This is a genomic window from Nitrosococcus oceani ATCC 19707, assembly GCF_000012805.1.
GTDB lineage: Bacteria > Pseudomonadota > Gammaproteobacteria > Nitrosococcales > Nitrosococcaceae > Nitrosococcus > Nitrosococcus oceani.
In genome coordinates this window covers 556,342-569,972 of sequence record NC_007484.1, presented here as the reverse complement: position 1 = coordinate 569,972, position 13,631 = coordinate 556,342, and the positions used below count along the sequence as shown (strand labels likewise).

16 protein-coding genes, 1 tRNA gene and 1 pseudogene are annotated in these 13,631 nt (G+C 47.9%); 3 read left to right on the top strand and 15 right to left on the bottom strand.

Features of this window, described 5'->3' with window-relative positions; all coding sequences use genetic code 11:
- Window positions 1-2: 2 nt before the first annotated feature.
- The 8 genes and pseudogenes from NOC_RS18530 to NOC_RS02895 form a co-directional block, all read right to left on the bottom strand.
- Window positions 3-151: pseudogene (locus NOC_RS18530) on the bottom strand (DUF433 domain-containing protein).
- A 135-nt stretch (window positions 152-286) separates the two neighbouring features.
- Window positions 287-1,090 carry a hypothetical protein gene (locus tag NOC_RS02925; protein WP_002811888.1) on the bottom strand — a complete coding sequence of 268 codons (804 nt, stop codon included), beginning with the start codon at window positions 1,088-1,090 and terminating at the stop codon, window positions 287-289.
- A gap of 225 nt (window positions 1,091-1,315) precedes the next feature.
- The gene (locus NOC_RS02920; RefSeq protein ID WP_011330377.1) at window positions 1,316-1,963 is read right to left on the bottom strand and encodes a hypothetical protein; all 648 of its coding nucleotides are present in this window, start codon (window positions 1,961-1,963) and stop codon (window positions 1,316-1,318) included.
- Between the two features lie 99 nt (window positions 1,964-2,062).
- Window positions 2,063-2,458, bottom strand: coding sequence for a hypothetical protein (locus tag NOC_RS17260; protein ID WP_011330376.1), 396 nt, complete (start codon window positions 2,456-2,458; stop codon window positions 2,063-2,065).
- Window positions 2,459-2,517: 59 nt separating this feature from the next.
- Window positions 2,518-2,991, bottom strand: a complete 474-nt coding sequence (locus tag NOC_RS02910) for a type II toxin-antitoxin system VapC family toxin (RefSeq protein ID WP_002813820.1) — start codon at window positions 2,989-2,991, stop codon at window positions 2,518-2,520.
- On the bottom strand, window positions 2,991-3,269 hold the full coding sequence (locus NOC_RS02905) for a hypothetical protein (protein WP_002813063.1): 279 nt from the start codon (window positions 3,267-3,269) through the stop codon (window positions 2,991-2,993). The genes NOC_RS02910 and NOC_RS02905 overlap by 1 nt, the downstream gene beginning before the upstream one ends.
- Window positions 3,270-3,455: 186 nt before the next feature.
- Complete coding sequence (locus NOC_RS02900; protein ID WP_147094498.1) at window positions 3,456-3,806, bottom strand: hypothetical protein; 351 nt, start codon at window positions 3,804-3,806, stop codon at window positions 3,456-3,458.
- A gap of 293 nt (window positions 3,807-4,099) precedes the next feature.
- A complete protein-coding gene (locus tag NOC_RS02895; RefSeq protein ID WP_002812008.1) occupies window positions 4,100-4,471 on the bottom strand; it encodes a hypothetical protein in 372 nt (123 codons plus the stop codon).
- 392 nt (window positions 4,472-4,863) lie between these two features.
- Here NOC_RS02895 and NOC_RS17255 point away from each other — a divergent pair, with 392 nt between their 5' ends.
- Together NOC_RS17255 and NOC_RS02890 are read left to right on the top strand one after the other, a co-directional pair.
- Window positions 4,864-5,007, top strand: coding sequence for a hypothetical protein (locus tag NOC_RS17255; protein WP_002812190.1), 144 nt, complete (start codon window positions 4,864-4,866; stop codon window positions 5,005-5,007).
- 157 nt (window positions 5,008-5,164) lie between these two features.
- Entirely contained in the window at window positions 5,165-6,979 is a 1,815-nt protein-coding gene (locus NOC_RS02890) for a cation:proton antiporter (protein ID WP_002811876.1), read from the top strand.
- Between the two features lie 111 nt (window positions 6,980-7,090).
- Here NOC_RS02890 and NOC_RS17800 read toward each other — a convergent pair whose 3' ends face one another.
- On the bottom strand, window positions 7,091-7,945 hold the full coding sequence (locus tag NOC_RS17800; protein ID WP_256998782.1) for a transposase: 855 nt from the start codon (window positions 7,943-7,945) through the stop codon (window positions 7,091-7,093).
- 59 nt (window positions 7,946-8,004) lie between these two features.
- Window positions 8,005-8,313, bottom strand: coding sequence for a helix-turn-helix domain-containing protein (locus tag NOC_RS17795; RefSeq protein ID WP_002813200.1), 309 nt, complete (start codon window positions 8,311-8,313; stop codon window positions 8,005-8,007).
- 20 nt (window positions 8,314-8,333) lie between these two features.
- On the opposite strand from NOC_RS17795, the gene tnpA reads away from it, so the two are divergent.
- Entirely contained in the window at window positions 8,334-8,684 is a 351-nt protein-coding gene (gene tnpA / locus NOC_RS02880; RefSeq protein WP_011330374.1) for an IS200/IS605 family transposase, read from the top strand.
- Window positions 8,685-8,916: 232 nt separating this feature from the next.
- Here the strand turns inward: tnpA and NOC_RS02875 are convergent, their stop codons facing one another.
- The 5 genes from NOC_RS02875 to NOC_RS02855 all read right to left on the bottom strand — a co-directional run bounded on the left by NOC_RS02875 (window position 8,917) and on the right by NOC_RS02855 (window position 13,555).
- Window positions 8,917-10,389, bottom strand: coding sequence for a hypothetical protein (locus tag NOC_RS02875; RefSeq protein ID WP_002812609.1), 1,473 nt, complete (start codon window positions 10,387-10,389; stop codon window positions 8,917-8,919).
- 636 nt (window positions 10,390-11,025) lie between these two features.
- Window positions 11,026-11,102, bottom strand: a tRNA-Met gene (locus NOC_RS02870).
- Between the two features lie 109 nt (window positions 11,103-11,211).
- Complete coding sequence (gene ychF, locus NOC_RS02865) at window positions 11,212-12,300, bottom strand: redox-regulated ATPase YchF (RefSeq protein WP_002813329.1); 1,089 nt, start codon at window positions 12,298-12,300, stop codon at window positions 11,212-11,214.
- A gap of 13 nt (window positions 12,301-12,313) precedes the next feature.
- The gene (gene pth / locus NOC_RS02860; RefSeq protein ID WP_002812261.1) at window positions 12,314-12,895 is read right to left on the bottom strand and encodes an aminoacyl-tRNA hydrolase; all 582 of its coding nucleotides are present in this window, start codon (window positions 12,893-12,895) and stop codon (window positions 12,314-12,316) included.
- Between the two features lie 15 nt (window positions 12,896-12,910).
- On the bottom strand, window positions 12,911-13,555 hold the full coding sequence (locus tag NOC_RS02855; RefSeq protein ID WP_002811910.1) for a 50S ribosomal protein L25/general stress protein Ctc: 645 nt from the start codon (window positions 13,553-13,555) through the stop codon (window positions 12,911-12,913).
- Window positions 13,556-13,631: the final 76 nt, after the last annotated feature.

The window sequence follows — 13,631 nt, the reverse complement described above, 5'->3', positions numbered from 1 at the left end:
TTCTATGCTGACTTGGGAACAATGCTATGGCGCGGATCGGCCGCATAGGCTAAACAAGCCAGTATATCTTCCCGCTCCAAGTCCGGGAAATCAGCAAGGATTTCATCAACGCTCATTCCTGAGGCGAGGACCCCAACACATCGTAAACCATTATCCGAAGACCCCTTACGCATGGCTTCCCGGACCTCTTACCCGGTTCCAATGTTATTCTATCTCTGTAGTTCACAGTCATAGTTTACCCAACCTCTACTTCACACAAGTTCATTATTATGAACTGAACCCATTGTTATGTTTTTTGTTCGTAGTGACCATGTCGATACAGAAACTCCGACTCGTATATGTATTGTTGAACTTCTGCCCATATCGCTGTTTCCTTGAACTCTGACTCATTATCTACCGTGGTAACGATGTTTTCGATTTCGAACTCGTTTAGCAACATAAATATAGAAATCAGGTTATTCATGTAAGTCCGTATCATTTTTGTAAGCGCAGGTGCATAGGCTTGTAGAATATCCCTGATCAACACTCTTTCCATCTCGTAACTATCGTTGCATACAATAGTTTGCCCTTCATAACAAAAAAGGAAGATCCTTGTGGATTCGTATGCGGGGTGCGCAATACCACACAGCCATTGATATAAATGATCCAGTTTCTCATTATCCATCGTGGACAAATAGTCCCTGACGGATTTTGCGCTGAACGAGTCAGGATATTGCCTCTTTTGAGACGGACTCAGTCTTGTCGCCTGGATATAATGAAGTAACAGCCCTTCAAGATTCTCATGAAGCGTAATCACACCAGACCGTCGGTTGATCTGCTCCTTTATCACAAAGAAGTCTCGCGCTAGCGTTAGCGGAGTTGACCGCAGGGTATAGAATGCGTCGGAACAAGATTCAATTAGCCCGCGCAACGACGTGCAAAAACCATAGTAGTTCTCGAAAGTTGAATCGAGTGCTTCGATCCAACGCAGTGTTTTGAACGCTGATACCAAACAAACGATGTGCGCCCTATACAGCATTTCCTTCCAATAGATTTCCGCCGCCTGTACAGGGTCTCCTTTCAGCGATTCTCGAAACTCGTCATCGTCCATGAAAGCATAGCGCCATTCGTCATTTGATTGCCGGAGAGAATACAGAGAAGTCGTATGCGAATACGATATCGGCTGGCAGTATCTACCTTACGTTCTGGATCATCTCATTACAACCCTCAAAAAAGAGTCTTGGTTACCAAGAAACCTAACGATAAGTACCAGGAATGGCAGACAGCGGGAGCGGGGAACGAGCGGATGCTGTTTGCCGTCGCCTGTATGCCCTTGTTAGCCTTCACTTTCAGTGTCAGTGGGATGCGATATAGACACAATAATCTGCTGAACTGTCTCATAGATCTCCTGTGCCTTATCAGTCTCTATGTTGAGGCCGAAGTGAACGGTCTCCAATGATTCAAGGACCGTAGACATACGGAAAGCAAGGCTTCGAAGATTTACGACTTGGTGTTGCCTCGTCGAAGGTTTACCTTGAATGTCGATCGGATAGCGGTACGCATAAGAATGCGGATCAAGATTGCGCCAATCATCGCAGATTTCAGAGATTTCGCGCATCAGCAGCCCAAGGGAGCCTTCCTTTGGGAACAGAAGCTCTAACACTTGAGCGACTCCTGATGCTAAGGGCGGGAGACGATGATCGTTCTTAAGACGGCCGTCTGCACTAGGGGAGAATTGAAATGCGCTAATCAGGGCAGCGCTGTAAATAATATGTTTGAGCGAAAGCTCAAGGGCGTGCCGATATAAGAAGACGACCGGATACGCCTCATAGTCTGCAAACCTGTGCGCACTGGTAAGAGATTCGGCGAGCCGCTCCGCGCCGAGCCGGTATCCCTTGGCGAAAACGCCAAAGTCTCCCTTCGAATTACTTGTAAATGAAGCAACGAAGTTGCTCTCGTCGTTCAATTCATCATAGAAGGCCATCTGGGCTCCTACAAACAGCTTAAGGACTAATCGGGGAGTTGAGCAGCGTTTTTAGAGCGGGCGCAGCCTGCGGAACAAACGTCCGTCTCCAACGATTTGTTAGGTTTTTGTATTCCCGGACCGCTCAATGTTGGCTGATTTGCGCTGAATATCATTGGCTTCTTGCATCGTTTGTACTGAGAACCAGGTGATAATTACATAAGCCACAGTAGCGACCGCAATTACAACTGTGAGCCAGACGATTGATCGCTGATGTTTCTTTTGAGCCTCTCCTTGTGCTTCAATTGTTTTAATCAACCTATTACCAACTCCGACTATCCGATCCGTGGATTGATTTATATGATTAGCGGTATTCGATAGCTCGGACTGAAATTCTCTGAGAGACTCCGCAGTGCGTTGCTGCATAATTCTCTCAAACCGAGCTATCTCCGCTGTCTCGGGTCCGTTAAAGTTTAGAAGCTCGTCAGTGGTTAATTCTTTCCAATCTTTTGCCATTACAAAATTCCTAAAAACTTAACGACCAAGCTCAGCGGTATTTGACAAACACGCCTGTTCTACGCGGAACGCAGGTTGGCGCACTTTGTCAAATGTTCTCTACAGCGCCCTGTTAGGCTGTACCCTTTCGCTACTATTACGCTAAATAAGAAGCCGCCGAAAACCTTCCTGTTCAAAGTGATGTCTGTCGTCAATGCTTCATCAATGTTTTTTTGGCGCATAATTATAAAACTGACGGCATCACGTAAAGAATAACCTTTATCTTTTCGTGCATGCAGCAAAGTTAACGCTTCGTTATTTAGTGATTCATCTATCCAAATCACCTGAATATCAGGATTGTTTAATAAATCGGTGACGAACGCTAAAGATTTTTCCCGAGGGAGTCGGCGCACACTAGCCAGTGCAATAAACTCGTCTAAAACATAATTATTTGTCACTCGCCTCTGAGCAGAGTAGTAAAATTCACACGCTTGCTTATGAAAAAATTCTGCTTTGTGAAGTAAACAGTAAAGGCCAGAAGTGTCCAGTAACATTAACCCGCCCCATTACTATCCATATACGAATTTGCCAACTCTTTATCAATATCTTCGTTATCCGCTCCCATTGAATAACCTAAATCAAACCCACCAAAATGGCGTTCAAAATTAGAACGCGCTTTATCCTTACCCTCTTCAGACATCACTTTAGAATGATATTTTTTCTCTAGTAGCTCTTTTATTAAATTGGATGGCGATAGGCCGGCTTCTTTAGCTTTTTTTTGAATAGCTTCAAATGTACTGTTACTTAATTCCAGATTTATAATTTGACTCATCACGATGCACCCCAAACTTTGTAATCATTTTATCATAATCAAAAAATCTCATTTTTAATTTAAATCTCGGGATATTAAATGGTTATAGAGAAAACACTGCTGCCAAAAAGCCCAACGCCGAAGCTCAGCCGACGGCGAGCCGCGCAGCGGTTTGACGGTCGGCTGGAGCGACTTGTTGGGCGAGAATTAACCACCCCGCTCAATCTCTCTTACTTTCGTGACCGCAATCGGACCAATCCAATATGCGATACCGCCTAGCGCCAAGCCGGCGATCACCCCAGCCCACCCCGCCAAGAATAAACCGAGAAATGGTGCGCCAATTGTTATAGCGATGACCGTCGCCCATGCCAGCGGATGCTTTTCATAAAACTCTCGTCGCTTCTCCCATGTCACCTTCTCGGCAACGTTGATTTCTTCGGCTACGCTGACCGAGATTTTCCGTCCCTTCTTTCCGCACTGGGGGCAAGGCGACGTGTGTCCATCTGGAAGCACGGCGCCACAGTAAGCGCACTCCACTTCGTTCGCTGTATTCGTCATGTTTACGCCCAACATAAAATAAACTGATCAACCTGCGCCTTATCATACGCAATCAGCTATTGACTAATACTTATTTTTATCCCTATATCAAATAATTATTAATTTTGCCAGCCCCCATTAGCTTTAGCAAATACGCACATCATAGGCAAAGTAATTTTGATATTTCTAAACTGATCGACTTGCCTTTATTGAGCTTTTTCGAAAATTTGCGCTAAAGCCCTACTATAAACTCAATCCGATGATGGTCGTTCAATCCACAAAGGAGGGCATTGCTATCTTACCCCAAACGGCACCTAAAACAGCCCGGCGTATTGAAGCAAAGCGCCCAGAAGAAATGCGCCGAGGACGCCGCCAAGGCAATACTTTATGGAAAGTCCAATAAATGTCCCAGGCGTGGGTGGGTACTCACCTTCTAAAACTTTCTGTAGGTGCATACCAGCCAATAGCCAAAACACGCCTCCCAGGCCAACAGGGAAGACGATTGCGGCCGGCGGTAAGCCATCACTCGCCACATAAACCGCCAGCAAGGGATATCCAAGAATATAGGCCACCGTTCGCTTGGCCTCTGGCGACTTATTTTTGGTTTTTAAAAAACCGTAAAGCCCCCCCGCCAGCCAAAATAAAAATATCAATGTTAGCAGAGCAGTTATAATAACGCCTCTCATTGCATCGCCTCCTCCTAAGGATCGGCCCGACGCCCACGGCGTGAGATACTTCTGCTCGGCCGCCGGTATGTGGCATATCCCCCACGCCTATCTGCCCTATGGGCTAAGTAAAAATAGTCTGGCTGCTCGCCCCCACAATTGATTCCCTCCTCTATTTCATCGCTTAGCGGACAACCCTGACCCCATTCCCCACCGGCTGATTATATGTGCGCAGGCCGGCCGTGGAATTGCCTGTACCTGGCCCACGTCACCACCCTGGTTCTCCAGTCTCCTCCCAAGAATTGCTTCCATCCTAATAACCATTATGGACTAAGAGAAACGGCGGTGTTCCATCTCTGAGATAACAACTTTACGCCTGCATACTAGCTCCCTATCGTTTAACAGACAGTCCAATGGCGATACCATACCAATTGGCGGACTTTGGAGAGGCCCATCCTGTGGCGCGCCATTCGCCTAACAGGGTGTATCAGGTGAAATACACAGGAATAAGCGCCCTGGAAAGCGCCTGTTTTTTCTTCCTTGAGTTTATTGGATGAACTGCTAGGCTTTTGCCCAGTGTCAATCTACTCAATTCTCCTAATCTAAAACACGACCAGAGAAACTTCATAGCTTGAGGATAGTTAACGCCGCGGATAGGGACAAGACTCAATAGCCTGCTATCCTTACCTCTATGTTTCTACCAAACAACATTTTATGGAATCTGATCTAATCCTCATTTTTTCGTTTATTGTCGTGCTTGGGGTTAGCATCCAGTGGCTAGCATGGCGCTTTCAAGTCCCGGCTATTGTGCTGCTGTTAATGGCTGGTTTCGCGCTTGGACCGGTCTTAGGCTGGCTCGATCCGGAGCAAACTTTCGGCCATATCCTCCCTCCTTTAATAGCTCTCTCCGTGGCCATCATTTTATTCGAAGGCGGACTTAACCTTCAGTGGCATGAATACAAAGAAGCTGGCGTCGATGTAAGGCGTTTAGTCAGCTTGGGATTATTTTTAACCTGGACCCTCAATACAGCAGCAGCGCACTTTATCGCGGGCCTCTCTTGGCCAATAGCTACCCTCTTCGGCGCCATCAGTGTAGTCACGGGTCCTACAGTGCTTATGCCGCTGTTGAAATTTGCCCGCCTTCAGCGCCGTACGGCGGCGCTGCTTAAATGGGAGGGAATTATTAATGATCCACTAGGCGCCTTGCTTGCCATTTTAGTCTTCCAGTATTGGGCCGTGTGGTACTGGGTAATGGAGTCCCCTGAGCACGGGATACTTGCGGCGCTAGGCAACCTTGGCCTAGGCTTGCTCGCTGCTACCAGCGCAGGTATCGGCTTTGGCTACTTGTTAAGTTGGGCCTTTCACCGGGGGCATGTCCCGGAATTCCTGAAATCTCCGGTGATGCTTGGCGCCGTACTCTTGCTCTATGTCGCCATCAATGCCGTCCAAGAAGAAGCGGGGCTGCTAGCCGTTACCGTGGCAGGCGTCGTCGTCGCCAACCAACGGCTGCGTAACATTGAAGAACTGCGCCGTTTCAAGGAACATATCACCCTTATCCTTGTTTCAACGCTCTTTATCGTGTTGAGCGCCAACATCGAGCTTGAAACGCTCGCCAGACTAGATTGGCACAGCCTTGCCTTGCTGGGCATCGCTATCTTTTTCGTGCGGCCTCTTTCCGTCTATCTTGCCACTTTAGGAACGGGGATAAAGTGGCGGGAAAGATTGCTCATCGCCTGGATTGCTCCCCGAGGCATTGTCGCCGCTTCAATGGCGGGTTTACTGGCCTTCCCTCTTATCCAGCAAGGTTTTAAAGGCGCCGATCAACTCCTGCCGTTAGTCTTTGCGCTGATCGCCGCTACCGTCATTCTGCACGGTCTCACCATGGCGGGGCTAGGACGTCTTCTAGGTCTCGCCGCTCATAATCCCAACGGGGTACTTATCGTAGGCGCTACTCCCTGGTCAGTCGATCTAGCCCGCTCGCTTAAAAAACTAGGCATTCCCGTGATTGTAAACGACACTTCATGGCATCACTTACGGGCTGCGCGCCTATCGAATTTGGAGATATACCGGGGACAAATATTATCTGAAATTGCGGAAACTTCTCTTGAACTCAATGCCATCAGCTATGTGCTGGCCGTCACCGCCAATGACGCCTACAATGCCCTTGTGTGTACCCGCTTCGCGCCGCAACTAGGTCAAAATCATGTCTTCCAGTTGCCTTCCATAGCAAATTCCAGCGAAAAGGATAAAACCTTTGCCCGCTCGGCGCGAGGGAGAATCGCCTTTGACGAAAATACTCAATATGAGGATTTCATGCGTCACTACTACCATGGCTGGGAATTTCGCAGCACACAACTCACGGAAGAGTATACCTATGAGGATTATCTTCAGGATCGTCCCCAGGAATTGATATTAATCGCGGTGGTAACTAAAAACGGCCAGCTTACCTTTTATCCCCTTGCTGGTTTGAATCCTCCTGAAACGGGAGATACCATCATCAGCTTTAGCCCAGATGACTCTGAAAGCTAGCCAGAAAATAATATTTTGTTACACGCCAGGTCAAAGATTTTAAAAGGCCCAATTCATACTCCGCCTCTACTATCCTGCGATCTTGAAGCAGCTAGTGACATACCCCTGCTACTAAGCCGATTTATCGGCTCTAGCAGGGGCTTCTTGCGACCCGTGACGAGCTAAATGTTCGGCACCTTTCGCTGTGATACCTACGCTGATAGGTGTTGTCGCAGGGGAACTCTTGATACAAGCGCTGTGTCCCAGCACATCAGCTAAAGCGAAATCTCTTATATTTTTTGCTGCGTTGATATCGCGGCCATTAACCGATTGACACGCAGGACAGCACCACTGACGTACTGACAGTGGCATAATGGACGCTTTATAACCACAGCGATTACAAAGTTTTGAGCTAGGCTCGAATCGAGCGATGCGAATAAGATTTTTTCCATTCCAACGACACTTATATTCAAGCGTTGTCAAAAACATTCCCCAGCCGACATCTTGAATAGCCCTAGATCGTTTGCGGTTCTTTACCATGCCTTTGACATTCAAATCTTCAACGGCAAAGGTAGTTGCCTGGCCTTTGCCAACCAACCTTGCTGTGATTGGGTGAATGAAATTGTTTCTCTGGTTGACTACCCGCCCATGAACCCTAGCAACCCTTCGTCTTTGCTGGGTTCTATTGCTTGAGCCTTTTTGCTGACGTGCCAATTTTCTTTGCTCAATTGCCAGCCTTTTCAAGGCTTGTCGGTGATACCGTGGGTTATCAACTCTACGCCCTTCGCTATCAATCAATAGATGCTCAAGCCCCAGCGTTTGACTGACTTCAATCGTGGCCGGGATAGGTACCTGTGTAGCCTCATCAATCAGTACGCTTGCAAGGTATTTGTTGGATGCGCTGCGAGTAACGGTGACTGTTTTTATCTTGCCCGTAAAATTACGGTGTAGCTTGGCCTTGATACCTTTGAGTTTAGGTAGATGAATATCGCGTTTTCATGGTCAACCTGAGTAGGTTGCGGGCATTGGAAGGACTGACGACCCGCCTACTTGCTTTTGAAGCGGGGAAATTTAGCTAATCCTTTGGAAAAATTGGAAAAGGCTTTATCTAAGTGATTGAGCAAGGCCAAAAGACTTTGGCTATTGACTTCATTGAGCCAGCCTTTATCCGCTTTTTTACTGGCAACTAAAGCGTCCTGAAAGGCTCGTTTAGAGAGACTTTTCCCGCTCGCTTCGTCATGCTTTTTCTTCTCTGATAAAGCCCAGTTATAAACAAATCGAGCACACCCGAAGTGCTTAGCCAGAAGTATTGTCTGCTCAGCATTAGGATAAATCCTGAACTTGTAGGCTCTCATCGTCATGCTGATTGGTGTTGATGACTCAATACAGGCGACAATGTTTTACGCAAGCCATGCTTCAGCGGTTAGAAGTGATATGCCAAGAGCAATGTGCCAAGTGGGGAATAGCCCTCGATGAGTTTGGCGGCGAAGCTGACCATGTTCATCTACTTCTGGATATGCACCCCAATATAATGCCGAGCAAATTCATCAATAGCCTAGAAACGGTCACCAGTAGGTTGATCCGAAAAGAGTTCAATGAGTATCTACTCAACTTCTACTGGAAACCTGTTCTATGGACTAGAGCTTATTGCCTGATAACCGCTGGAGCAGTGCCGCTCGAAGTATTGAGGGAATACATCAAAAAACAGGAAAGAGCGAAAGATTAGCGAACAACGCTCGCTTCGCTATTCATCTCCACCCAAACACCAAAGCTACGCAATGGTGCTAGGGATGGAAAATTCCGCGAGGTAAGTTAAATCGATAGAAATCTAAACCCGCATGGGGCGTTTGCCGTTCCACTTGGAAAGGTAAGCGCTCCATGCGGATTGTACACCTCTCCCCTAATTCGTTGGAGTTTGTAAGTCACTACACTTGTGCCTGCTATTTTTAAATCAGGCGTTAAAGCGATTTTAGGTATTCTACTAAGTCTTCCTTTTCATTTTCGTTGAGACCTAAACTCAGAAAATTATCGTAATGGTTGATAACTTCTAGCAAGGTTGAGAAGCGGCCGTCATGGAAGAATTGGCCTTTGTTTTCGTCTTTTATGAAAAGACCTTTCTCCCGTACAAAGATGCCCGAGAGGGGGGGTGTGCGGTAAGCCTTATCGGGGCTCCTGTTGGCCTGGAAAGCATCAATGCCGATCTCTTGAGGAGGATGCATATTCCAGCCCGGTTCGGTAAAAAGAGGTTCAGTGTGACAGCGATTGCAATTTACTTTGAAGAGTGCATGTCCCCGTTCCGCTGCTGCCGAGTTGAAATCGCCTTGATTAGGCTTGGGTGCGGGAAGGGAAAGTTGATAGAAATGCAGGGCCGGGAGTTTTGAGGTAATCCGATCTTCTTCCGGATCGATATGCTCATTTAAATTTCCAAAGCCCATTGCCGCGGCAATAGGAAACTGCTCGGGGTTATTTAACCGGGGATCAAAAAACCTTCCTTTTCCCTGCATCTCTAAAGTGGCGACAAAGGCATTCCAATGGGGAACCGATCCCCATCCTGTCCAGGTGTGCAAGTTTACCCCGGCAAGACCAAAAACAGAAGGGAGCATGGTGGCGGCTGATGCTGGTTCGCCCGTTTTGGGATCAGTTCGTTCAGGATTGAATGCCTTGCCATCCAGGAACAGTTGGGCATCAAATTTACCTGCTCCCCAAGAATTTAGCACTGCCCTTACCGTGTCTGCATCGATACTGCTATCGACAATTTGCAAAAGATCGACAAAGGGTTGCAAATTGGGTGCTAAGGCAATAATTTGCCCTATATTGAGATCCCGGTTAGCCCACCCATCCAGCCGATGCCCAATACCCGGCGCCAATGAATCATCCACCAAGGAATGACATAAAGCGCACTGAACTCCCACAGCCGTCAAATTTTCTTGGCTATCAAAGAAACCGGTCAAACCTACCACGGCATTCAGCCTAAGCAATTCCACCGTATTCACCGGATCTTCTAGATCAACACGTCCTCGCCTTAAATCTCTTTGAAAACTAAACGGGAGGGCCTTTACATCAACTTTCAATCCTAGGGCGAGTGCTTGAGAAGGGGTTAGTCCTGGCCCCTCGCCCCCTAAACTTGCGCCCTTAATCGCTTCATGAAGCCTTAAGGTTTTACCCCAAAATAGCTCATTGCCGAAGGTATCAAACCGGAAGGTTTCCCGGCCCTCTAAGATCATTACCCGCATGTTGCCGAGGATGTGGCGATCATGGGTTGATCGGAATTCAAGGGGAAGAGAGTCAGGGGCATGTAGAAAGAGCTTTTTCTGTTCCAGAATTTGCCTGAAGAAATCTTTATGTTCCGAAGCCTTGGGGGTACTGTAAGTTATGATCAGCAATCCAGAAAATAAAAAAAGGAGAGTAGCTTTTAAATATTTTTTTATCATAAAAATCCCTCTGGTTATTAAACTCAGGAATGCTGCATAAAATGCAGTTTCGAGTTTAGGGAGCATAGGTGCGAAAACCTACGCTAACGTATTGTGGGAATAATCCCCTAGTAAAATTCGTTTAATTGCCCTGCCTGGAGGACTGAAATTTTCTTTTATCTCCCCTCTCAGTAAGCTGCAATGGGCCTCTTGCAGCTAGTGACTTCAGGATTCCGATAGAAGTACGCGCTGGCATTAAGCGTATAATATGTATTTTGCATATATAATATAGCATGCTTAGACTCTGTATTGTGCGCCTAAGCGCGGGTACTAGGTGCTAATACAGGAAATGGTTGTCCGCTCAATACCAACAAGACTGGAGGCGTCCACGGATGGGGGGTTAGCTCGTTTTGAACAAGCCCTGATTACGCCATTCTGTCGTGGGCATCTTTCGGGAGGAAATTACCAGATCAAAAGCACTATGATTTCGCTTGCAGTGAGCACCAATGCTGGCGCTCTGACGGTCGTTGGGATACCGCTAAGGTTACCGTGAGATAGCAATAACCTCCTTAAGACCGCCTTGGGCAATAAAAAAAGCCAAAAGCTAGTAAATACAATAGCTTTCCGGACTTCTTTCTATTTTCCTGGATGGGTATTTGGTGGCTATGGGTGGATTCGAACCACCGACCTCAGCATTATGAGTGCCGCGCTCTAACCAACTGAGCTACATAGCCAAAAAGCTTTGAAATTTGCGATGAGAGTCGTCCGTATCTAAAAACACGACTTCAAGATGAAAAAAATATTTTACGTTATCTAGCAGTAAATTGTCCAGAAGAGCAATCATTATACATTGAAGCGAAAATGCACGACATCGCCATCCTGAACTACGTAGTCCTTTCCTTCAAGACGCCATTTACCCGCTTCCTTGGCGCCTTGCTCCCCCTGGCAAGCAATAAAGTCTTCATAGGAGATAACCTCCGCCCGAATGAAGCCTTTTTCAAAGTCAGTATGAATAACTCCAGCAGCCTGGGGGGCTGTTGCACCAATGGGAACCGTCCAAGCACGAACTTCTTTCGGGCCAGCGGTAAAAAAAGTTTGCAAGCCCAGCAGTTTATAACCGGCACGAATGACCCGGTTCAAACCAGGCTCCTCAATGCCCAACTCCGCCAAAAATTCTTCCCTTTCAGCATCATCCAATTGAGACAGCTCCGCTTCAATAGCAGCACACACGGGAACGACCTCGGCCCTTTCCCTTGCCGCGAATTCCTCTAGCGCCTTGAGCCAAGGATTGTTCTCAAAGCCATCCTCAGCCACATTAGCAATGTAAAGGACGGGCTTGGAGGTGAGTAAATGCAGGGATTGCAATTCTTTCCACTCCTCCGGGTCAAGCACCAGGGTCCGGACTGATTTACCCTCATTCAGGTGCTCCCGCACCTTCTCCAACAAACTTTTGAGGACAAGGGCGTCCTTATCCGCTTTTGCCGCCCGGGTTGCACGGGATAAAGCCTTTTCTACCGTTTCTAGATCCGCCAGGGCCAGCTCAGTGTCGATAACCTCTATATCCCCCAAGGGATCGATCTGCCCGGCTACATGAATGACATTTTGGTCTTCAAAACAGCGCACCACATGGGCAATAGCTTCCGTCTCGCGGATATGGGCGAGGAACTGATTACCAAGCCCTTCTCCCTGGGAAGCACCCGCAACCAGACCGGCAATATCCACAAACATCATGGTGGTGGGAAGCACCTGTTGAGGACGGACAATGGCGGCGATTTTGTCCAGTCTTGGATCGGGCATGGGCACCATACCCACATTAGGATCGATGGTGCAAAAGGGGTAATTCTGAGCCTCGATACCCGCCTGGGTAAGCGCATTAAACAAAGTAGATTTACCCACATTGGGCAAACCCACGATTCCGCATTTAAATCCCATGAATAATGAGTTCCTAGCTTTGGCTGTGCAATCGGTGCATGGCCTTTTCCATTTCGCCCGCCAGTACCTCGGGCAGTACCTCAAGTCCAGCGCCAATGGCCGCTTCAATTGCTTGCCGATCCTCCCTTGAAGGACGGTTTAGCACGTAGCTCACCACATCCTGGCCACTTCCCGGATGGCCCACCCCTAAACGCAACCTGAGAAAATCCCTCCGGCCAAGACGGTTGATAATATCCCGCAGGCCATTATGTCCCCCATGGCCCCCAGCGCGCTTTAGTTTGGCTACTCCAGGGGGTAAATCCAAATCATCATGGGCAATAAGCAAGTGCTCAAGAGGGATTTGGTAGTAATTCAAGAGGGCAAGCACCGCCTGGCCACTTCGGTTCATAAAAGTCGCTGGCTTAAGCAGCCAGAGATCGTGCCCGCGCCAATTGGCACGGGCATAATCGCCAAAAAACTTCGCCCCCGGCTTAAAATTAATACCTAGTTCACTGGCAAAAGCATCTAGCCACCAAAATCCGGCATTATGACGAGTCTGGGCATATTCCGTCCCCGGATTACCGAGTCCAATTAATAACCAAGTGGTGGTAGCCATGGGACGAACGTCAGCCTATTCGGCATCAGCGGCTTCAACGTCGCCTTCAGCGCCTGTATCTTCTTCCTCGGCAGCAGCCCGGGGCTTATGGATAGTGACCACCGGTTGATCGTAATCCTCGCCAAGCTTCAATGCTGGAATCTCAACCCCCCCGGGGAGCTTCAGATCGGATAGATGGACCGTCTCGCCAACCCCTAAATCGGCTAAATCAACTTCGATATACTCAGGCAAGTCTTTAGCCAAGCAACTAATCTCAATATCGTTCAGAAGACGGGCCACCGTACCGCCTTCTTGCTTCACCCCAGGAGCCATCTCATCGCCAATAAAATGTAGAGGCACCTTGATAGTCAGCTTTTGGGTAGAGCTAACTCGTTGCAAATCCAGGTGGAGCACTTTGTTGGGATTAACCGGATCTCGTTGCAAGGCTTTAAGGACCACCCTTTCCGCCTTGCCATTCGCATGGATAGTTAAGATATGGGAGTAAAATGCATCATGGCTTAGATGCCGAAAAAGCAAGTTATGATCAAAAAGAAGAGAAATAGGCTCTTTTGCAGCGCCATATAAAACGGCGGGCACCTTGCCGGCGCGACGCAGGCGGCGGCTCGCACCTTTTCCCTGCTCAACGCGGACATCGGCGTGGAGTTCAAATAGGTTTTCCATTGTCTTTTAGTCTCCTGTTGACGAATCAAAAGCGCCCCATACGTTATTCTCGCCTTCCCCGCGACCAGGGTTAACG

Bases quoted from the DNA above. Each gene is read 5' to 3' on its own strand.
- NOC_RS02875 (WP_002812609.1), bottom strand. From the start codon at position 10,389: ATGATAAAAAAATATTTAAAAGCTACTCTCCTTTTTTTATTTTCTGGA.
- NOC_RS02920 (WP_011330377.1), bottom strand. From the start codon at position 1,963: ATGGCCTTCTATGATGAATTGAACGACGAGAGCAACTTCGTTGCTTCA.
- NOC_RS17260 (WP_011330376.1), bottom strand. From the start codon at position 2,458: ATGGCAAAAGATTGGAAAGAATTAACCACTGACGAGCTTCTAAACTTT.
- NOC_RS02905 (WP_002813063.1), bottom strand. From the start codon at position 3,269: ATGAGTCAAATTATAAATCTGGAATTAAGTAACAGTACATTTGAAGCT.
- ychF (WP_002813329.1), bottom strand. From the start codon at position 12,300: ATGGGATTTAAATGCGGAATCGTGGGTTTGCCCAATGTGGGTAAATCT.
- NOC_RS02925 (WP_002811888.1), bottom strand. From the start codon at position 1,090: ATGGACGATGACGAGTTTCGAGAATCGCTGAAAGGAGACCCTGTACAG.
- NOC_RS17795 (WP_002813200.1), bottom strand. From the start codon at position 8,313: ATGAGAGCCTACAAGTTCAGGATTTATCCTAATGCTGAGCAGACAATA.
- NOC_RS02910 (WP_002813820.1), bottom strand. From the start codon at position 2,991: ATGTTACTGGACACTTCTGGCCTTTACTGTTTACTTCACAAAGCAGAA.
- tnpA (WP_011330374.1), top strand. From the start codon at position 8,334: ATGACTCAATACAGGCGACAATGTTTTACGCAAGCCATGCTTCAGCGG.
- NOC_RS02895 (WP_002812008.1), bottom strand. From the start codon at position 4,471: ATGAGAGGCGTTATTATAACTGCTCTGCTAACATTGATATTTTTATTT.
- NOC_RS02855 (WP_002811910.1), bottom strand. From the start codon at position 13,555: ATGGAAAACCTATTTGAACTCCACGCCGATGTCCGCGTTGAGCAGGGA.
- pth (WP_002812261.1), bottom strand. From the start codon at position 12,895: ATGGCTACCACCACTTGGTTATTAATTGGACTCGGTAATCCGGGGACG.
- NOC_RS17255 (WP_002812190.1), top strand. From the start codon at position 4,864: ATGGCGATACCATACCAATTGGCGGACTTTGGAGAGGCCCATCCTGTG.
- NOC_RS02900 (WP_147094498.1), bottom strand. From the start codon at position 3,806: ATGACGAATACAGCGAACGAAGTGGAGTGCGCTTACTGTGGCGCCGTG.
- NOC_RS02890 (WP_002811876.1), top strand. From the start codon at position 5,165: ATGGAATCTGATCTAATCCTCATTTTTTCGTTTATTGTCGTGCTTGGG.